Here is an 18,712-nt window from a genome sequence, read left to right as displayed (position 1 = left end):
GTTCATTCCTTCGCGCGCTCGCCCACGATCATCACGTCGCCTTCCTTCACGGCGCCGGATACCTCGGTGCTGGTGCCATCGCTGGCACCCACGCGCACCTGCACCTGCTCGGGCGTGCCGTTGACCAGTTTGTACAGCGGCGCGCGCTTGGCACCGAGCAGCGTCCGCAACTCGCCATCCCAGCGCTGCTTCTGCGCATCGTCCAGCGTGGCGCGGAAAGGCGCGAAGTCCTGCTGCATGCGCTCGGCCATGCGCTGGCGCATCTGCGACTGCATCGCGCCGCCGCTGTTGCCGCCGCCCTGGCGTGGACCGCCTCCCGGTCCGCCGAACAGGCTGGCGCCACCGCCCTGCTGGGCCTGCGCCATGCGCGCTGCCTGCCGCTCGCGCAGTGCCGACAATGCGGCGTCGAATGCCGCCTGCTGCTCCGGCTTCAGCTGCAGCGCGCCGGCCACGCGGACCAGGTCATCGCTGACGCCGCTGCCGCGCTGGCCGCCCGCCTGCGGCGAGGCCTGTCTTGCGGCCGTGCCACCGGCCTGTTCGCCGGTCGGCTTGTAACGCAGCGCCGCGTTGGAGATCTTGAGGATGTCCTCGCGCTTGCTGACCTCGATCTCGGCATTGACGGTCAGGCCCGGCAGCAGCGTGCCGTCGCTGTTGTCCACGCTGACCACCACCGGGTAGGTCACCACGTTGCTGGTGGTGGTGGCCGACAGGCGGACCTGCTGCACCTCGCCACGGAACTGGCGGTCGGCGAACGCGTCGACGGTGAACGAGACCGCCTGCCCGACCTTGACCTGGCCGATGTCGGCCTCGTCGACGGCCAGTTCGATCTTCATCTTCGACAGGTCTTCGGCGATGGTGAACAGCTCGGGCGCCTGCAGGCTGGCGGCCACCGTCTGGCCCGGCTCGATGCTGCGGGTCAGCACCACGCCGTCCACCGGCGAGCGGATGACGGTGCGGTCCAGGTTGACGCGGGTGGTCTGGGTGGATGCGGTCTGCTGGCGGATCGACGCCTGCGCGGCGTTGACCTGCGCGCGCGCCTGGTCGCGCGATGCGCGCGCCAGGTCGACATCGCTCTGCGCCACCAGCTTCTGCATGCCCAGCCCGGCCTTGCGGGTGTAGTCGAGTTCGGCATTGGCCAGCGTCGCCTGCGCTTGCTTCAGGCTGGCCTGCGCGTTGGCGATCTGCGCGTTGCCTTGTTCGATCTGCGCCTCGTAGGTGCTGGGATCGATGCGCGCCAGCACTTCGCCCTTCTTGACCTCGCTGTTGTAATCGACGAGGACATCGGTGACCTGGCCGGAAATCTGGCTGCCCACGGTGACCGTGGAAATGGCGCTGAGCGTGCCGGTGGCGGAGATCGCCACGCGGATGTCGCCGCGCTCGACCGTGGCCGTCCGGTAGGCGCTTTCCGCCGCGCCGCCGCGATGCGCGTTCCAGTACCAGCCTCCGCCCGCGAGGAGGGCGGCCACGGCGACGCCGAGCAGGATCTTCGGGAGCGGGGATTTCTTGCGGGGGGCGATGCGTGCTGGCTGGCTCATGCGGCGAGTCGGCTCGATAGGGGAGAGGTCGGCAACTGGAACGCGCCGGAGGCGGCAAGGTTGACACCCTGCGGCACCGCTCGGTTCCCGTACAGATTACGGATGGATTACGGGACGAAGCGGATCGTCGCGGTGGTGCCGCGCCCGAGTTCGCTGTCGAGCTCGATCTTCCAGCCGAAGCGGTCGCACAGCCGGCTGACGATCGACAGGCCCAGGCCACTGCCATGCGGGCGCGTGGGATCGGCGCGATAGAAGGGTTCGAACACGCGGGCCATCGACTCGGCCGACATGCCGATGCCGCTATCCCGCACGATCACCCGGTCCGGTTCGAGCACCACGTCGATGCGGCCACGGTCGGTATAGGCGCAGGCGTTGCGCAGCAGGTTGCTGACGACCACCTGGAACACCCGCGGCGGCGCATGCAGGCGGGGACGCGCATGCAGGGTGACTTCGAGGTCCACCGGCTTGTTGAGCAGCAGCGTGCGCGCGTTCTCGGCCTCGTCCATGACGATGTCGGCGACGTCGAAATCCTCGCTCTGCGGTTCGACCTCGGCCTCGCGGGCCAGGATCAGGAAGGCGTCGATCACCGCCTCCATGTCGCGCCCGGCCCGCTGGATGCGCTGCAACGCGCGTGCCACGCGCGGCGGCGAATCCTCCGCCATGCCCATGTCGGTGGCCACGCGGATCACCGTCAACGGTGTCCGCAGTTCGTGGCTGGCGTCGCGGGTGAAATCGCGCTCGCGGGCGACGTGCGCCGTCACGCGCTGCGCCAGCCCGTGCAACGCGGAGGCCAACTGGCGAGCCTCGCCCTGCACGTCGTTCGGCAGGCGGTCGGGCGCCAGGCCGCTGACGTCGGGACGGCGCGGATCCCACTCCGCCACTTGCCGCGCGAGCCAGCTGACCGGCGACACCAGCCGCTTCGATGCGCGGTATGTCAGCCACGAGACCAGGTAGATCGCGACCAGCGTCATGATGATCGGCACGGTGCCGAAATAGAACGCAAGCCGTTCCGCCTGCGACCGCAGGAACACGAGGTAGAGCCGACCCTGCGCCTGTTCGTCGACGAGGACCAGCAGGTCGTCGTCCTTCAGTTCATGGAAGCCCGGCGTGAGGTCGCGCAGGTTCTCCGGCAGCACCAGGTTGGAGTGCCCCTTGACCACCAGATAGCCGCGCAGGTTGTACGTGTTGGGCGGCGGTTGCGCGGTGCTGGCGCTGTACAGCTCCCAGAAGTGCGCCGCCTCTTCCTGCAGCGCCGTGTTCATCAGGCTGTGCTTGATGACGGCGGAAATCAGGTAAACGCCCAGCACGATGGCCAGGCTGACCATGACGGCCTGCAGGATGAAGGCGATCCGGAGCTTGCGGGGCAGGCCGTGGTGGCGCATCGGCATATCGTCGGGCGAGGACACCATGATGCCGCGCGCCGACGTTCGGGTCAGCCGATGTCGGCGATGCGATAGCCCGCGCTCTGCACGGTGTGCAGCAGCGGCTTGTCGAACGGTTTGTCGATCACCTTGCGCAGGTTGTACAGGTGGCTGCGCAGCGTGTCGGAATCGGGCAGGCCGTTGCCCCAGATTTCGCGCTCGATCTCCTGCCGGGTCACCACGCGCGGCGATTCGCGCATCAGGATGGTCAGCAGGCGCAGGCCGATCGGCGACAGCATCAGCTCGGTCCCGCCGCGGGTGGCGCGCATGCTGACCGGATCCAGCACCAGGTCGGCGACCTTCAGTACCTCGGCACCGACCTGCCGGCGTTCGCGGCGGATCAGCGCACGCAGGCGGGCTTCCAGCTCCTGGATGGCGAAAGGCTTGGTCAGGTAGTCATCGGCACCGGAACTCAGGCCCGTCAGTTTGTCGTCCAGCGTGTCGCGCGCGGTCAGCATCAGCACGGGCGTGGACTTGCGCGCTTCGGTGCGCAGGCGTTTGCAGACTTCCATGCCGTCCAGGCGGGGCAGCATCAGGTCCAGCACCAGCACGTCGTAGCTGTTCTCCACTGCCAGCCGGTAGCCATCCAGGCCATCGGTGGCGTAGTCGACTTCGAACCCGCGACCTTCGAGATACTCCCCGATCATCTCGGAAATGTTGCGGTTGTCTTCCACCACCAGCACCAGACCCGCGGTTTCCTGACTGTGTCGCATGACAACTCCTTGAGAGGCTTCAGGTTTGTGAAGCTACCGGGCCACCGGTAGACACCGCGTGAAGATCCCCCCTGCATTCAGCCGCCAGTTGGGATTACGCTTCGCCCTCCTTCCCCGACGGCCCCGCCATGATCGACCGCGTCCTCCCCCTTTTCCTGCTGCTGGCGTCGAACGTCTTCATGACCTTCGCCTGGTACGGCCACCTGAAGTACAAGTCCGCGCCGCTGTTCGTGGTGATCCTGGCCAGTTGGGGCATCGCGTTCTTCGAGTACACGCTGATGGTGCCGGCCAACCGCATGGGCAGCGCGGTCTACTCGGTGGTCCAGCTGAAGACGATCCAGGAAATCCTGACCCTGCTGGTCTTCGCCGGCTTCAGCACCTGGTACCTGGGCCAGCCGCTGAAGTGGAACCACTACGCCGCCTTCGCCCTGATCGTGGGCGCGGCGTTCCTGATGTTCTACGAGCCGTAGCGTGCGCCGTGCGCACGGCGGGTTCCGGCATATCGTGGTCGTGCGCATGGCGCACGCTACGCGGACTCATTGCGCGGCCTTGGCCATGATCGCGGCAAGGCGTTCCTGACGTTCTACGTGCCGTAGCGTGCGCCATGCGCACGTAGAGACTGGCAGGATCTCGAAGTCGTGCGCGCAGCGCACGCTACCTAGAACCGGATCTTGCCGGTCAGGATGTCCTTGAACATCACCCAGTCGCCGGCGAAGGAATAGAACGGGTGCTTGAAGGTCGCCGGGCGGTTCTTCTCGAAGAAGAAGTGGCCCACCCACGCGAACCCGTAGCCGCAGAACAGGGCGGCGAGCAGCCACCAGGCGTTGCGCTCGACGATGGCCAGCACCAGCAGGGCGAGTACGCCGCAGCTGCCGATGAAATGCAGGCGGCGCGAGGTGCGGTTGCCGTGCTCGGCGAGGTAGAACGGATAGAACTCGCGGAAGCTGGCGAAGCGGCTCATGTCCCCTCCCACAGGGTCAGGCGGCGCGTGGTGCGAACATGATCACCGCCATGCCGGCCAGGCACAAGCCGGCGCCCAGCAGGTCCCAGCGCGTCGGCTTCACCGCATCCACCGCCCACAGCCAGCCGATCGCGACCGTGACGTAGACACCGCCATAGGCGGCATACACGCGCCCGGACGCGGTGGGATGCAGCGTAAGCAGCCAGGCAAACAGGGCGAGGCTGGCGGCAGCGGGCAGCAGCAGCCAGGCGCTTCCGCCCTTGCGCAACCAGAGGTACGGCAGATAGCAGCCGACGATCTCGGCCAGCGCGGTGACGAGGAACAGCAGCAGGGTCTTCATGCCGACAGCGTAGGGCGGGCCTCGGCCCGCCGCCAGCCCGACGACCACTGCGGCATCCTGGGATGGCGCGGTGTGATGTACCGAAGGCGCTGGGTTCCCGCCTTCGCGGGAATGACGCTGTCGGATGGCGGACGCGGAATCGGGACTGCCGCTGACACGCCGTTATGCCGAGCCGCGCTCGTCTCGCTTCACCCTCGCCCACAGCGCTTCCTGTTCTTCCAGGCTCAACGCGGACATCGTGGTGCCGTCTTCGGCGGCGATCGTTTCCATTGCGCGGAAGCGACGCTCGAACTTCAGGTTGGCCCGGCGCAGCGCACCGCCCACGTCTACCTTCGCATGGCGCGCCAGGTTGGCGGCGACGAACAGCAGGTCGCCGATCTCGTCTTCCAGCCGTGCATCTCGTTCGGGCGACGGCGCGGCGGCGAGTTCGACGCGCACCTCGTCGATCTCCTCGTGCAGCTTGTCGATCACCGGCGCGGTGTCCGGCCAGTCGAAGCCCACGCGCGCCGCGCGCGACTGCAACTTGATCGCGCGCTGCCATTCGGGCAGTCCGCGCGAAACGCCGGCGAGCGCGGACGTGTCCGCTTCACCGGCGGCCTTGCGCTCAGCCGCCTTGATCGCTTCCCAATTGACGGTCTGCGCTTCCGCATCGGCGAACGAGGCGTCGCCGAACACATGCGGGTGGCGCCGCACCATCTTGTCGCAGATGGCATCGACGACGTCGCCGAAGGCGAACGCACCCTGCTCCCGCGCCATCTGCGCGTGGAAAACGACCTGCAGCAGCAGGTCGCCCAGTTCGTCCTTCAACGCGGGCAGGTCGCCGCGGTCGATCGCGTCGGCGACTTCGTAGGCTTCTTCCACCGTGTACGGCGCGATGGTGGAGAAATCCTGCTCCAGGTCCCATGGGCAGCCGCCGTCGGGATCGCGCAGACGGGCCATGATGGCCAGCAGCCGCGCGATGCCACCGTCAGGCGATGCGGGCATGTCCATGGTCGTCGTCCTGCGCGCGCGCCAGCCAGGTGCGCCACGGCAGCGTCATGTCGCCCAGCGCCACGAAGTCGCCGTTGAGCAGCGTCTCGCGGCGGTTGTAGCGGAACGCGCGGCCGTCCGGCGCCAGCAGCGCGCCGCCGGCCGCTTCCAGCACGCATTGCGCCGCGGCGGTGTCCCACTCGCTGGTGGGGCCGAAGCGCGGGTAGACGTCCAGCGTGCCTTCGGCGATGCGGCAGAACTTCAGCGACGAACCGAGCGAGACTTCTTCGATCCCGCCCATGCCGTCGAGGAAGGCCTGCGTGCGCGCGTCGCGGTGCGAGCGGCTGGCGGCGACCTTCAGCGTGCCGGTGGCCGGTGCGCGCGTGCGGATCTGCGCATCCACGTCGCCGACACGGCGGTACGCATTGCGGCCCTGGCGCGCATGCCAGGTCTCGCCGCTCACCGGCGCGTGGACGACGCCGAAGATGGGTTCGTTCTGTTCGATCAGCGCGATGTTGACGGTGAACTCGCCATTGCGCTTGATGAATTCGCGCGTGCCGTCCAGCGGATCCACCAGCCAGTAGGTCGGCCACTCGCTGCGCTCGGACCACGGGATGTCGGCGGCTTCCTCCGACAACACCGGCCATTGCGGGGTCAGCCGGCGCAGGCCGTCGGTGATCACCTGGTGGGCGGCCATGTCGGCGGCTGTCAACGGGCTGTCGTCGTTCTTGCGCTGCACGTCGAAGGCGCCTTCGTACACGGCCATGATGGCCTGGCCCGCTTCGCGGGCGATGACGATGACGGCTTCGTGCAGGTCTGCGGTCATCTTGGTCATGTCCGCGCGTTCAACCATTCGCGGGCGATGAACAGTGCCGCCAGCGAACGACCTTCCGAAAAATCCTCGCGCAGCATCAGCTGGTCGAGGTCTTGCAACTTCCAGGGCACTACTTCCAACTCCTCGGGTTCATCCCCCGGCAGGCGCTCGGGGTACAGGTCTCTTGCCACCACCAGCCAGGACTGGTGGCTCATGTAGGTGGGCGCCAGGGTCAGGGCGCGCAGCACGTCGAGACGGCGCGCGCCGAAACCGGCTTCTTCCTTCAGTTCGCGGTCGGCCGCCTGTTCCGGCGTTTCGCCGGCATCGATGCGGCCCTTCACCAGGCCCAGTTCGTAGCGGTGCATGCCGGCGGCGTACTCGCGTACCAGCAGCACGGTCTCGTCGTCCTGCATCGGCACCACGACCACCGCGCCATGGCCCTGCGAGCGCAGGCGATGGTAGCGGCGGCGCTCGCCGTTGCTGAACTCCAGGTCGAGCTCTTCGACGTGGCGGTCCGGCCCATCGGCGCGCTGGGTGATTCCGTGGATGGTCGGCAGGCGGCTCATGCGACGGCGCGGGTTCCGCGCGCACCACGCAGGGCGTGGCGACGGCAAGGGGCGGCGCCCGATATCATGAGGGGATGCGACAACAGGATCATCAGACGGGAATGCTAGCAGAGGCGGACGCATGGCGTGCCCGTGACCTGTCCGTGCTGTGGCATCCCTGCACGCAGATGCGTGAACACCCGCACACCTTGCCACTGGTGCCGATCGCCCGCGGCGAGGGCGCGTGGCTGATCGGCCACGACGGAACGCGCTACCTGGATGCGGTAAGCAGCTGGTGGACGAACCTGTTCGGCCATGCCGAACCGCGCATCGGCGCCGCCATCGCCGCGCAGGCGCAATCGCTGGAACAGGTGATGCTGGCCGGCTTCACCCACGCGCCGGCGGTGGAACTGGCCGAACGGCTGCTGGCGGTGGCGCCGCGGCAGGCGGGTCGCGCGCCGCTGGCGAAGGTGTTCTACGCCGACAACGGTTCGGCCGGCGTGGAAGTGGCGCTGAAGATGGCGTTCCACTGGTTCCACAACCGTGGCGAGCACAAGCGGACGAAGTTCATCGCGCTGGAGAACGGCTACCACGGCGAGACGCTCGGCGCGCTGGCGGTCGGCGATATCCCGCTGTACCGGCGTGTGTATGCGCCGCTGCTGACCGAAGCCCTGTTCGCGCCCTCGCCCGACGCCTACCAGGCACAGCCCGGCGAGTCGCCGGCCGACTGCGCGCGGCGCGCGGCCGACACGCTGGCCATGCTGCTGGACCAGCATGCGGGCGAGGTCTGCGCGGTCATCGTCGAGCCGCGCGTGCAGTGCGCCGGCGGGATGCGCATGCACCATCCCGACTACTTGGCGCGCGTGCGCGAGCTGTGCGACGCCAGCGGCGCGTTCCTGATCGCCGACGAGATCGCGGTGGGTTTCGGCCGCACCGGCACGCTGTTCGCCAGCGAGCAGAGTGGCGTGATGCCCGACCTGCTGTGCCTCTCGAAGGGCCTGACCGGCGGCTTCCTGCCGCTGGCGGCGGTGCTCGCGACGCAGGCGATCTACGACGGTTTCCTCGACGACTCGCGCGAGCGCGCGTTCCTGCATTCGCACAGCTACACCGGCAATCCGCTGGCCTGCGCGGCGGCGCTGGCATCGCTGGACATCTTCCGCGCCGACGACGTGCTGGCGCGCAACCGCGCAACCGCACGCACGATGGCGACGCTCGCCGAACCGCTGGCCGCGCACCGTCACGTGGCCGACATGCGCCAGGCCGGGATGATGCTGGCGCTCGAACTGACGCAGGACGGCGACAAGGCAATGCCGTTCCCGGCAGCGGCGCGTATCGGCCTGAAGGCCTACCGCGCGGCGCTGGCGCGCGGCGTGGTGCTGCGTCCGCTCGGCGACGTGCTGTACTGGATGCCCCCCTACTGCGTGGACGACGAGGCGCTGCAACTGCTCGCCGACGTCACCCGCCACGCCATCGACGAGGCCACGTCATGCGCCTGACCCGCTGCCATGTCGACGCCGGCCTGCGCGTCGGTACGTCCCTGACCCTGCCCGACGCCGCCGCCAATCACCTCACCCGCGTGCTGCGGTTGCGCGAGGGCGACGACTGCGTGCTGTTCAACGGCGACGGCCACGACTACGACGCCCGCCTCACCGCCATCAGCAAGCGCGGCGTGCTGGCCGACATCGTCGGCGCGCGCGCGATCGACAACGAGTCGCCACTGCGCATCATCCTGCTGCAGGGCATCGCACGCGGCGAAAAGATGGACCTGATCCTGCAGAAGGCGACCGAACTCGGCGTCGTCGCGATCGTTCCGGTGATGGCGGAGCGTACCGAAGTGAAGCTGGACGCCGAGCGCATGGAGAAGCGCGTGGCGCACTGGCGCAGCGTGATCGCCTCGGCCTGCGAACAGAGCGGGCGCGCGAGCCTGCCGACCCTGGCCGCGCCCGCCGCGGTGGCCGATGCGGCGCGCACGATCGATGCCGACGCGACGAAGCTCACGCTCGATCCGGTCGGTGCGGTGTCGCTGGCCACGGTGCAGGTCGCCGCGAGTGCGGTGGTGGTGGCGATCGGCCCCGAAGGCGGCTGGTCGCCGCGCGACCGCGATGCATTGTCTGCCGCCGGCTTCATCGGTCTTCGGCTGGGTCCGCGCATCCTGCGCACCGAAACCGCCGGTCTCGCTGCCATCGCCGCGTTGCAATCGAGATTCGGCGATCTGTAGGGCGGGCTGACCCCATCGTCGTCCGCCTCGAATACCGCTAGATTGCTACCTTGTTGCATATCCAGCTTCTGGGAGCGAGCGCCTTACCGCATCGAACTCAGCCCGAACAGGTTCCCTTCGGTATCCATGCACATCGCTACCCAGCCGAACTGACCGATCGAGAACTTGGGACGTACCACCTTGCCTCCAGCCGCCACCGCCCTCGACTGCTCCTCCGCGCAGTCGTCCACACTGAAGTAGACCAGGGTACCGCCCGGCCCTGGTTGTGCGCGCGAAGATTTCACAAGCGCACCGCCGGCGCCGTAGGCGCCCATGTCGGCTGGAAAGCACCGCATGATCGTCTCGTCAGCGGGATCGTCAATCGACTCAAGTTGCCGCTGGAATACAGCCTCGTAAAAGGCCGCCGCGCGCTCCATGTCGTCAACGTACACATCGAACCAGCCAATTGCATTTGTCCCACCCATCGCAAAGCTCCTTGGTTGCAAGTCTGGCGGTAAGACTAGCGCCCTCACGTTGCGTGGTCTTGTATGGATCAGACAGCGAAACGCTTGCGGTATCGCGCAGGGGTGTAGCCGATGGCCTGCCTGAAAGCATGGGTGAAGTGAGCCTGGTCGGCATAAAGGTCGAGATAGTGCTTTCGGAAGGATTGCTGCAGACGAAGCACCTTGAGCAGATCGTGCGGCGCGAAGCCAGTGCTCTGCTTAAGAGTGCGCTGCAGCTGCCTAGAAGACAGCCCTGCCAGCGCCGCCATATCTGCCACCGACCGGATCGCATTGAGACGAGAAAGAATGCGCGCGGTGAGGGCATTCGCGCGGACATGCCCGCGCGCCATGCACCAGCGCACAAGGCCCGCTAGCACACCCACCATGTCCTCGGGTTCGAGGCCGACGAGTCGCCGACCTGTAGGCACCAGCGGCAACGAACCCCTGTACGGCGTGCCTACGTACCGGTTTGAAATCTCGTTCCGGTCCCCTTGCCACACCCCGGGATAGAACTGCACGCCTGCATAGTGAAACGATGTACCCAAGTCGAGTGTCGTGGCCGCAGTGTGTAGCGCAGTGACGCCGGCAACTTCTGTATCGGCCAAATTAAACAGGAGGTTCACACACGCGTCGGGCAGCGCATGGTAGTGGAAGTTCTGCGGCAACACTGCCAGCGTTCGCAGCTCCCAGAAACAATGGACAACGTGAGACAAGTCGTCGTCGGGTGGGATCTCTGTATAGCGCACGGCCGATCCACGAATTGAGAAGCCATCGGGAGCTGGCGAGTACATGGGCAGCCTACTGCACGGAATTTTAATTATGGCTGCAATCGAGCCTACCGGTATGGAGCGGTAGCCCGTGCGCGCCTGGCGTGCAGACGAGGGATGGTGATGCCAACGTCAGGCCGCGTTGGCCAGCGCGTCGCCGATCATGGTTTCGACGACTTCCAGGTCGGGCAGCACGGCGGCTTCGTCGCCGAGCAGTACCCGGACCTTCACTCCGACCGGCAGGTCTTCCTCGGTTGCGTCGGCCAGCAGGCCGTCGCGCGGCACCGACACCAGTCGCGGGAACGACGGCGTCAGCAATGCGAAGTAGGGGCGATCCTTGTCGCCGCTCAGCGCCTTCAGCACGACGATCTTGCTGTTCAGCGCGATCGGATCGCTGGCGTTGCCGGTCAGGCGGCCGAACGAAACCAGCGGTACCGGCCAGCCGTGCCAGTCGATCCGGCCCGGCAGCCAGTCGGGCATGTCGGCCACCGGTTCGACCGGTGCGCGCGTCAGCACTTCGGCCACGGTGGCATTGGGCAGCAGCAGGCGGTACGCGCCCGCCTGGATCAACACGCCGCGGATTTCGTCGTTGGAATGGGCCATCGTGTGTTCCTCAGAACCAGCGGTCGGTCAAACGCTGCGCGATCTGCGCAGGCGAACCCAGGTCGGCGCCACGCGCCGCGAGTGCCTTCGGCGCCGCCGGGTCGTAGCACCCTTCCTGCGACTGGCCCATGACCAGTGCGCCTGCGTTGCCCAGCGCGGCGGCGGCATCCACCAGCGCGGTGTCGCTGCCGCTGAGCAACAGCACCGCACTGTCGGCGGGCGGCAGCTGCGTGATCATCGTGTGGATCGACTCGCCGGGCTGGAAACTCACGGCGCCGGCATCGACGAACGGCACCACGTCGCCGGGCAGTACGTAGATGTGCCCCGCTTCAGCCGCCTTGCCGGCTTCGGCCAGCAGGACCGGCATGTGCGCCACGCGCTCCATCTGCCGGACCAGGTTGTCGTAACGGCCGCCATCAAGGCGCAGGTGCACCATCACGGGTTTCGGAAAGCCGGTCGGCAGATCGGCCAGCAGCTTGCGCACCGCGTCGGGGCCGCCGATGCCGGCGAACACCAGCACCGCGCCCTGCGCGCGCGCCGACGCCGCGACACCGCCGCCATCGAGCGGTTCCAGTTCCAGGTTCGACAGATCGAACGTCGACGCGGACGTCGTGGCCGGCAGCGGCGGTGGTTCGGGCAGCGGTGGCGGCACGACGGGCGCAGCCGGCGATCCGTCCTGCACGGTGGCCGACCTCAGCCAGTCGTCCGCATCGACGACGTGCGCGTCCACATGGCGCGCCGGCAGGCCGCCGGTGTACGCGAAGTCGTCGCTCGGCAGTTCGAACGCCATGTCGGCGGCTTCTTCGAGGTGCAGCGAAATCTCGGCGCCCTCGTGCAGCTGTGCGGGCGTCACCGGCAGTCCCGGCTCCAGTTGCAGCCCGACATCCTCTTCGCGGCCGGGCGGCAGCACGTCGCGGTGGCCATGCAGCTTGGCGGCCAGATGCCGGGCCCAGCGTTGCGCTTCCCAGCCTTGGCGACGCGCGGCCAGTTCCGCCTCGTCGAAGATCACCGCGACGGCGGGATCGTGCAGCACGCGGTCGAAGCGCTCCAGGCTGTCCTCGATGGCCGGCTCCAGCGCCACCAGCACCACCTGCGGCGCACTGTTGCCGAGCGCATCGGCATCGAGCGCATTGGGGTCGTCTTCCAGCACGATGTCGGCGCCGGCTTCGTGCAGCGCCACGCGCAGGCGCTCGCGCGCCTCGCCCGGGCGCGCCAGCAGGGCGACGCGTTTGGTTTCACTCACGGACACGGGCGATTCCCAGCAGGTCGTACACGTTGCGCATCAGGTCGAGCTCCTGGTACGGCTTGCCCAGGTAGCGCTGCACGCCGATGTCGAAGGCGCGCTGGCGATGCTTGTCGCCGGTACGCGAAGTGATCATCACGATGGGCACGTCCTTGAAGCGCGGATCGGCCTTCATCGCAGTCGCCAGCTCGTAACCGTCCATGCGCGGCATCTCGATGTCGAGCAGCATCAGGTCGGGCACGCGCTCGTCCAGCTTTTCCAGCGCCTCGACGCCATCGCGTGCGGCGGTGACCTCGAAGTTGTGGCGCTCCAGCACGCGGCTGGTCACCTTGCGCATGGTCAGCGAGTCGTCGACCACCATGACCAGCGGCACGCGACGCTGTTCCACCGCCGGCGCCTGCTGCGCGGGTTCCTGCGGCTGCGCCAGGTGGCGTCGCACCAGCGGCGCGGCGTCCAGGATCACCACGACGCTGCCGTCGCCGGTGATCGTGGCGCCGTAGATGCCGGGGATCGAGGCGATCTGCGGACCCACCGGCTTGACCACGATTTCGCGGTTGCCGAGCACCTGATCCACCGCCACGGCGGCGCGCAGGTCGCCCGAGCGGATGAGCAGCAACGGCACCTGCGGCTGGCCTTCGGCCTTGGCGGCGCCCTGGCCGACCAGGTGGCCGAGGTTGTACAGCGGATAGTCTTCGCCGGCGTAGTGGTAGCTGCCGGCGCCGGTGCTGAAGCGGGCGTGGCTGATGCGGCCGATGCCGCTGACCGCCGCCACCGGCACCGCGAACTGCGTTTCGCCGATCTGCACGAACACCGCCTGGCTGACCGCCAGCGTCTGCGGCAGGCGCAGGGTGAACGTGGCGCCCTTGCCCGGCACCGAGCTGATTTCCAGCGAACCGCCGAGCTGGCGCACTTCGTTGTACACCACGTCCATGCCCACGCCGCGGCCCGCCAGCTGGCTGACCTTGTCGGCGGTGCTGAAGCCGGGTTCCAGGATCAGGCGGTCGAGCGCACCGTCGGGCAGCACGGCGCCCGGCTGCAGCAAGCCGCGCTGTTCGGCGCGCTTGCGGATGGCGTCGCGGTTCAGGCCGGCACCATCGTCGGACACCTCCAGCACCATTTCCGAGCCTTCGCGACGCAGCGCGACGTGCACGGTGCCCTCTTCCGGCTTGCCGGCCTTGCGGCGTTCCTTCGGCGTTTCCAGGCCATGCGCGATGGAGTTGCGCAGCAGGTGCTCCAGCGGCGCGGTCATGCGGTCCAGCACGTTGCGGTCCATTTCGCCGTGCGTCCCGGAGAACTGCAGGCTGACCTGCTTGTGCGTCTCGGTGGCGGCCTGGCGCAGCACCCGGCGCAGGCGTGGCACGATGCCCTCGAACGGCAGCATGCGCGCGCGCATCAAGCCGTCCTGGAGTTCCGAACTGACGCGCGACTGCTGCTGCAGCAGGCTGTCGTACTGGCGCGCGAGGTCGTCCAGCACGCCCTGCAGGCCGCTGATGTCGGCGGCCGATTCGGCCAGCGCGCGGCTGAGCTGCTGCAGCGTGGAGAAGCGGTCCAGTTCCAGCGGATCGAAGGTCGGATCCTGCTTGTCGTGCTCGCGCTGGTAGCGGGCGACGATCTGCGCCTCCGTTTCCAGGTCCAGGCGGCGCAGCTGGTCGTGCATGCGGATGTTGGTGCGGTCCAGTTCCGCCATCGCACCGCGGAACGCGCCCAGCTGCTGTTCCAGGCGGGCGCGGTAGATCGCGACTTCGCCGGCGTTGTTGACCAGACGGTCGAGCAGGTCGGCGCGGACGCGCACCTGCTCCTGCTGGCCGACGGGGAAGAACTCTTCCTCGACCGGTGCAGCCGCAGCCGCCGCGTCGGTCTCGATCGGCGCCGACAGCGGCGCGAGTTCGACCGGTGCGGCAGGCGCATCGGTGACGACCGGCGCGTCGGGCAATTCGATGCCGCGGGCGCGGGCGTTGAACTCGGCGACCATGCCGTCCGGGATCGAGACGGCACGACGCGCGGTGACGCGGGCGAGCTGCGCGTGCAGCGTGTCGAAGCCGCGCTCCAGCAACTGGATGGCGCGACGGTCCAGCTCGGTGCGCTGGCCGGCGATCGACTCCAGCATCGATTCGATCGCGTGGCCGAGATCGCCGACGGCGTGGATGCCCGCCATGCGCGCGCCACCCTTCAGCGTATGCAGGTCGCGCTGCAGGCCGGTGACCAGCGTCCGGTCTTCGGGCGTATCGCGCAGGCGCGCGATCAGGTCGTCGGAGTGGTCGAGCAGGTCGTTGCCTTCCTCGATGAAGATCTCGACCAGGTCCAGGTCAAGCCCGGTCAGGTCGAGGGCTTCTTCCGGCTCCGGCGTGTCGGCGGATGCACTGGTCACGGCAGACTCCTCGACTGCGACGGAGGCAACGGCTTCGATGTCCAGCGATGCGGGTTGCTCCGCATCGGGTGCCTCCACGACATCCACGGTTTCCACAACCTCCGCAGCATCGACGATGTCGTCGGCCATGGACGGTTCCGGCGCTGCGTCCTCGATCGCGACGGTGTCGAGCGGCAACGGGATATCGGCCTCGTCGATGGACGCCGTCTCGACGTCGGACGCGTGATCCACAGCGAGGGAGGGTTCTTCCTCGACGACGATGTCTTCTTCGGTCGTCGCGGCGGACGCTTCGATCTCTTCGGCATGTTCGGCAAGGTCGACGGTTCCGGCGATTTCCGGCTCGACCGCATCGACGCCCGGCGAGTCGCCGGACACCGGCTCCGCCTGCGCGGCGACGTCATCAGCCACCACGGACAGGTCTTCTTCGGCCACCGCTCCGCCATCGACAGCGTCCACCGGCGATGCGGCATCCGTCTCGGCGAGGAATGCAGGCAGGTCGCTGTCGACCACCAGCGCATCGTCCTCGGCACTGAAGCTCGCTGCTTCGGAAACCTGGTCGCTGGCGTCCGCCCCGGAAAGGACGTCCGCTTCGTTCGCCGGCAAAGCGGCCTCGGCCACATCCGCGTTGACCTCGGCCCCGGTGACGACGGCATCTTCCAGTTCGACGTGCGTCCCGGCCTCGAGCGCTTCTTCGCTCGACGGCGCCGCGGCGTCCGCGTCCGCGCCCGGCGCCTGCGTGCGCGGCAGGATGCGGTAATCGATGTCGTAGAACGTCACGCTCTGGTCGGCCGTCGCCGCGGCGTCCTGCTCGGCGGTGGCTTCATCGGCCGACGATACGGTCGTCGCGCTGTCCTCCGCCGGGGACACCGGGGTTTCTTCAGGGCGGGCGGCGCCGGCGGTACCGGTCGAGGCGATATCGCCCGCGCCGTTGGCGGCTTCGCTGTCGAGGTAGGCCGACAGGTCCATCGCCAATAGTTCGATGTCGGACGGAACCAGCGGCCCCGCACTCGTCGGCGTCTGGCCGACGTAGGTGCCCTGCTGGGTGTCGTCCACGATCTGCGCGCCATGGCGCAGATCGGGCAGGCTGTCGCCCAGCGCACGCAACTGGCCGGCCAGTGCGGCGAACACCGGAATACGCGGCGAAGGCGCCTGCAGCGCGGCAACGCTGCGACGGATCGCCTGCGCGGTGTCCGCCAGCGCGGCGACGCCTTCCGGCGTCGGCGTCTCGCCCGCCGCCAGCAGGCGCTTGACGTACTGTTCCGCCGGCGAGGTGACGTGGGTGATTTCCGGCACGTCGGCCATCGCCAGCGCGCCGTTCATCGTATGGATGGCGCGCAGCAGGTCCTCGCCGACTGGCGTGGGTTCGACCTGCGCCTTCTGCAGCCAGTGGTCCACGGTGTCGAGATGGTTGTCGACCTCGGCTTCCAGGATCTCGCGCAGCACCGCGTCGACGGACGCGGGCGTGCCTTCGGTTTCCGGCTCGAACACGGCCGGTGCATCGTCGACAACCGGCACGGTCGCCGTGGACAGCGGCTCGATGAACTCGGCGTCTTCGTCCAGCACCACCGGCTCCACGCTGTAGTACGCGTCCTCGCCCGCCGCCAGGCGGTCGGCCACGTCCTGCAGGCCGGCCAGGTCGGCGGTGACGCTGCCCTGGCCGCGCAGGGCGGCATTGAGTTGCGGCAGCGTGTCGCAGGCCTGTTCGAGCAGCACTTCGACGGCATGGCTCGGTGCATGCGTGCGGTCGAGCACGCGGTTGAGCATGTTCTCGACCCGCCAGCTGAACTCGCCCAGGGTCCTGGCGCCGACCAGGCGGCCGCTGCCCTTCAGCGTGTGGAAGACGCGGCGGATCGGCCGCAGGCGTTCCAGCTCTTCGGTATTGCTGCGCCAGGCCGGCAGCAACTGGCGCAGATTGACGATCTCTTCGTCGAACTCCTCGAGGAACACCTCGCGGATGTCGTCGTCGATATCCGTGCTCTCGCCGTCGAAACCACCCACGATGGCGGACGGCATGGCCGCGGCGGCGGCCGCGATCTCGTGGCGCAGGTCAGGCAGCACCTCGGCCTCCACGACGGGCGCGGACGCGTCGGCGGCTTCGCCGGGCGCTTCGATCGCCGCGCTGTCGCCGGCGTCGACCGGCAGGTCGAATGCAGGCATCGTCGCGTCGAACGTTGCCGGTGCGTCGGCGCTGTCTTCTTCGAAGCCCACCGGGTCGAACGGATTCGCACCGGTGTTCGACGGTGGTGGGGGCGCGGCGTCCACCGGCTCGAGCGAGAGCGCGCCGAACGAGACCGGCGCGGGCGCGTCGGCCATGGTGTCCGGTGCTCGCGCGGCCGGGGTTTCGGCGACCGGCGCAGGCTCGCCGACCGGCGTTTCGGCGACGGACGCTTCGACCGGCGCAGCGGCTTCCTGTGGCAATGGCCAGTAACGCAGGGCTTCCAGGCTGCCACGGGTGATCTCGAGGATATCCTCGCGGTTGGGGCGCCGCTCGCGCAGCGCTTCCAGGTAGTACTCGAGGCTGGCCATCGCATCGGCCAGGGTGTCCAGCTGCTGGCCGCCGGGCACGCGCTTCTTGCCGATCAGCTCACCGCTGACGTAGCGCTGCACGCCGACGACGTAGTCGCCGGCCTGGCCGAGTTCGAGCATGCGCAGCGCGCCCGCCACCTCGTCCAGCAGGCGCGGGACATCCGCCAGTTCGGCGTGGTCCCAGTTGGTTTCGATGAAGGCGACGAAGCGCTCGCGCGCCCCGGCGAAATTGATGATGGCTTCCTGTGCCAGCACTTCGACCGTGCGCTGCGATTCGGCCGCGCTCGGATCGGGCGCGGCATCGCCACCGCTGCCCAGCCGTGCGACCTGGTCGTCCAGCGACGCGTCGACGTACAGCAGGGCGCCCGCCACGTCCAACAGCGTGCCTTCGTCGGCGGGCCGCGTACCGGCCACTACCTCGCGCAGCGTGTCGCGCTGCTGCATCACCACGTCGCGCGCCACGCCCAGGCCCATCATGCCGAGGGTATCGGCGACGTTGCCCAGTTCGGTGACCTGCGATTCGAGTTCCTGCGAGTCGCTGCCCGTGCGGAGGTGCAGGTCCAGCGCGTCCTTCACCCGCAGCAGTTCTTCCTTCACCGCGTTGCCGACGGTGTCGAGCAGTTCGCGGTTGCGGCCGCTCAGGCTGCTGCGCGCGTGGTCGATCTCGGCTTCGCTCGGTGCCGCGTCATCGCGGCCGCCCGGCGGGAACAGCATGCTCTCGTTGAGGCCAGGCGCACCGCGCGAGGCGCGGATTTCGTTGAGCAGCGGCAACAGCACGATCGGAATGTCGCGATGGCCTTCCTGCAGGCGTTCCAGGTAGTCCGGCAGCAGTACGGCGCCGCGCATCAGCGTGGCGCAGGCTTCGTCGCGGTCGCCCGCGCTGCCGTCCTGCAATGCCTTGGCCAGCAGTTCCAGTTCCTCGGCCACCATCGCCGGCGCGTACAGTTCCACCATGCGCAGCGTGCCCTGCACCTGGTGCAGGTAACCGGCGCAGAAGCGCATGCGGCTGGTGTCCGCGGGGGCTTCGACGAAGGCCTCGATCTCCTGGCGGACCAGGCGCAGGGTCTCGTCGAGTTCGGGCTTCACCCAGCCGAGCACGGCGTGGCTCATGGCTTCGCGCAGCGCACTCATGGGCGTGCTCCCGCGGCGACGGCGGGACCGTCAGCCCCGTGCTGCAGGCGGGCGGGATGGCGTAGGAAGTTCATGC

16 protein-coding genes are annotated in these 18,712 nt (G+C 68.5%); 3 read left to right on the top strand and 13 right to left on the bottom strand.

Annotated features, from left to right (window positions below):
• Positions 1-2: 2 nt before the first annotated feature.
• The 3 genes from V7060_RS01890 to V7060_RS01880 all read right to left on the bottom strand — a co-directional run bounded on the left by V7060_RS01890 (position 3) and on the right by V7060_RS01880 (position 3,669).
• Positions 3-1,535 carry an efflux RND transporter periplasmic adaptor subunit gene (locus V7060_RS01890; RefSeq protein WP_334177561.1) on the bottom strand — a complete coding sequence of 511 codons (1,533 nt, stop codon included), beginning with the start codon at positions 1,533-1,535 and terminating at the stop codon, positions 3-5.
• Between the two features lie 107 nt (positions 1,536-1,642).
• Positions 1,643-2,923, bottom strand: a complete 1,281-nt coding sequence (locus V7060_RS01885; RefSeq protein WP_334177662.1) for a HAMP domain-containing sensor histidine kinase — start codon at positions 2,921-2,923, stop codon at positions 1,643-1,645.
• A gap of 44 nt (positions 2,924-2,967) precedes the next feature.
• Positions 2,968-3,669 carry a response regulator transcription factor gene (locus V7060_RS01880; RefSeq protein WP_055940490.1) on the bottom strand — a complete coding sequence of 234 codons (702 nt, stop codon included), beginning with the start codon at positions 3,667-3,669 and terminating at the stop codon, positions 2,968-2,970.
• Positions 3,670-3,797: 128 nt separating this feature from the next.
• Between V7060_RS01880 and V7060_RS01875 the strand changes: the two genes are divergently transcribed.
• On the top strand, positions 3,798-4,139 hold the full coding sequence (locus V7060_RS01875) for a DMT family protein (protein WP_334177560.1): 342 nt from the start codon (positions 3,798-3,800) through the stop codon (positions 4,137-4,139).
• A 188-nt stretch (positions 4,140-4,327) separates the two neighbouring features.
• Here the strand turns inward: V7060_RS01875 and V7060_RS01870 are convergent, their stop codons facing one another.
• The 5 genes from V7060_RS01870 to nudE all read right to left on the bottom strand — a co-directional run bounded on the left by V7060_RS01870 (position 4,328) and on the right by nudE (position 7,319).
• Positions 4,328-4,630, bottom strand: a complete 303-nt coding sequence (locus V7060_RS01870) for a DUF962 domain-containing protein (protein ID WP_334177559.1) — start codon at positions 4,628-4,630, stop codon at positions 4,328-4,330.
• Between the two features lie 16 nt (positions 4,631-4,646).
• Positions 4,647-4,970: a YnfA family protein gene (locus tag V7060_RS01865; protein ID WP_334177558.1), complete on the bottom strand. Its 324-nt coding sequence runs from the start codon at positions 4,968-4,970 to the stop codon at positions 4,647-4,649.
• A gap of 162 nt (positions 4,971-5,132) precedes the next feature.
• Complete coding sequence (gene mazG, locus V7060_RS01860) at positions 5,133-5,954, bottom strand: nucleoside triphosphate pyrophosphohydrolase (protein ID WP_334177557.1); 822 nt, start codon at positions 5,952-5,954, stop codon at positions 5,133-5,135.
• Positions 5,938-6,774, bottom strand: coding sequence for a 3'(2'),5'-bisphosphate nucleotidase CysQ (gene cysQ, locus V7060_RS01855; RefSeq protein WP_334177556.1), 837 nt, complete (start codon positions 6,772-6,774; stop codon positions 5,938-5,940). Before cysQ ends, mazG begins: the two co-directional genes overlap by 17 nt.
• Positions 6,771-7,319, bottom strand: coding sequence for an ADP compounds hydrolase NudE (gene nudE / locus V7060_RS01850; RefSeq protein ID WP_298130000.1), 549 nt, complete (start codon positions 7,317-7,319; stop codon positions 6,771-6,773). The genes cysQ and nudE overlap by 4 nt, the downstream gene beginning before the upstream one ends.
• Before the next feature lie 74 nt (positions 7,320-7,393).
• On the opposite strand from nudE, the gene bioA reads away from it, so the two are divergent.
• Both bioA and V7060_RS01840 read left to right on the top strand, forming a co-directional pair.
• The gene (gene bioA / locus V7060_RS01845; protein ID WP_334177555.1) at positions 7,394-8,794 is read left to right on the top strand and encodes an adenosylmethionine--8-amino-7-oxononanoate transaminase; all 1,401 of its coding nucleotides are present in this window, start codon (positions 7,394-7,396) and stop codon (positions 8,792-8,794) included.
• The gene (locus V7060_RS01840; protein ID WP_334177554.1) at positions 8,785-9,516 is read left to right on the top strand and encodes a 16S rRNA (uracil(1498)-N(3))-methyltransferase; all 732 of its coding nucleotides are present in this window, start codon (positions 8,785-8,787) and stop codon (positions 9,514-9,516) included. Before bioA ends, V7060_RS01840 begins: the two co-directional genes overlap by 10 nt.
• An 83-nt stretch (positions 9,517-9,599) precedes the next feature.
• Here V7060_RS01840 and V7060_RS01835 read toward each other — a convergent pair whose 3' ends face one another.
• The 5 genes from V7060_RS01835 to V7060_RS01815 all read right to left on the bottom strand — a co-directional run bounded on the left by V7060_RS01835 (position 9,600) and on the right by V7060_RS01815 (position 18,636).
• Positions 9,600-9,980, bottom strand: coding sequence for a VOC family protein (locus V7060_RS01835; protein WP_334177553.1), 381 nt, complete (start codon positions 9,978-9,980; stop codon positions 9,600-9,602).
• Between the two features lie 68 nt (positions 9,981-10,048).
• Positions 10,049-10,789, bottom strand: a complete 741-nt coding sequence (locus V7060_RS01830; RefSeq protein ID WP_334177552.1) for an AraC family transcriptional regulator — start codon at positions 10,787-10,789, stop codon at positions 10,049-10,051.
• 108 nt (positions 10,790-10,897) lie between these two features.
• Entirely contained in the window at positions 10,898-11,368 is a 471-nt protein-coding gene (locus tag V7060_RS01825; protein WP_334177551.1) for a chemotaxis protein CheW, read from the bottom strand.
• Between the two features lie 10 nt (positions 11,369-11,378).
• Complete coding sequence (locus V7060_RS01820; protein ID WP_334177550.1) at positions 11,379-12,611, bottom strand: chemotaxis protein CheB; 1,233 nt, start codon at positions 12,609-12,611, stop codon at positions 11,379-11,381.
• Complete coding sequence (locus V7060_RS01815) at positions 12,604-18,636, bottom strand: Hpt domain-containing protein (protein WP_334177549.1); 6,033 nt, start codon at positions 18,634-18,636, stop codon at positions 12,604-12,606. The genes V7060_RS01820 and V7060_RS01815 overlap by 8 nt, the downstream gene beginning before the upstream one ends.
• Positions 18,637-18,712: the final 76 nt, after the last annotated feature.

It is taken from the genome of Pseudoxanthomonas sp., from assembly GCF_036845285.1.
GTDB lineage: Bacteria > Pseudomonadota > Gammaproteobacteria > Xanthomonadales > Xanthomonadaceae > Pseudoxanthomonas_A.
Note: the sequence above shows the minus strand (reverse complement) of the source record. Positions and strands in the feature narration are given on the sequence as shown.

Bases quoted from the DNA above. Each gene is read 5' to 3' on its own strand.
- V7060_RS01865 (WP_334177558.1), bottom strand. From the start codon at position 4,970: ATGAAGACCCTGCTGCTGTTCCTCGTCACCGCGCTGGCCGAGATCGTC.
- V7060_RS01885 (WP_334177662.1), bottom strand. From the start codon at position 2,923: ATGCCGATGCGCCACCACGGCCTGCCCCGCAAGCTCCGGATCGCCTTC.
- nudE (WP_298130000.1), bottom strand. From the start codon at position 7,319: ATGAGCCGCCTGCCGACCATCCACGGAATCACCCAGCGCGCCGATGGG.
- bioA (WP_334177555.1), top strand. From the start codon at position 7,394: ATGCGACAACAGGATCATCAGACGGGAATGCTAGCAGAGGCGGACGCA.
- V7060_RS01880 (WP_055940490.1), bottom strand. From the start codon at position 3,669: ATGCGACACAGTCAGGAAACCGCGGGTCTGGTGCTGGTGGTGGAAGAC.
- V7060_RS01870 (WP_334177559.1), bottom strand. From the start codon at position 4,630: ATGAGCCGCTTCGCCAGCTTCCGCGAGTTCTATCCGTTCTACCTCGCC.
- V7060_RS01830 (WP_334177552.1), bottom strand. From the start codon at position 10,789: ATGTACTCGCCAGCTCCCGATGGCTTCTCAATTCGTGGATCGGCCGTG.
- V7060_RS01815 (WP_334177549.1), bottom strand. From the start codon at position 18,636: ATGAGTGCGCTGCGCGAAGCCATGAGCCACGCCGTGCTCGGCTGGGTG.
- V7060_RS01875 (WP_334177560.1), top strand. From the start codon at position 3,798: ATGATCGACCGCGTCCTCCCCCTTTTCCTGCTGCTGGCGTCGAACGTC.
- V7060_RS01835 (WP_334177553.1), bottom strand. From the start codon at position 9,980: ATGGGTGGGACAAATGCAATTGGCTGGTTCGATGTGTACGTTGACGAC.
- V7060_RS01890 (WP_334177561.1), bottom strand. From the start codon at position 1,535: ATGAGCCAGCCAGCACGCATCGCCCCCCGCAAGAAATCCCCGCTCCCG.
- mazG (WP_334177557.1), bottom strand. From the start codon at position 5,954: ATGCCCGCATCGCCTGACGGTGGCATCGCGCGGCTGCTGGCCATCATG.
- V7060_RS01840 (WP_334177554.1), top strand. From the start codon at position 8,785: ATGCGCCTGACCCGCTGCCATGTCGACGCCGGCCTGCGCGTCGGTACG.
- V7060_RS01825 (WP_334177551.1), bottom strand. From the start codon at position 11,368: ATGGCCCATTCCAACGACGAAATCCGCGGCGTGTTGATCCAGGCGGGC.
- cysQ (WP_334177556.1), bottom strand. From the start codon at position 6,774: ATGACCAAGATGACCGCAGACCTGCACGAAGCCGTCATCGTCATCGCC.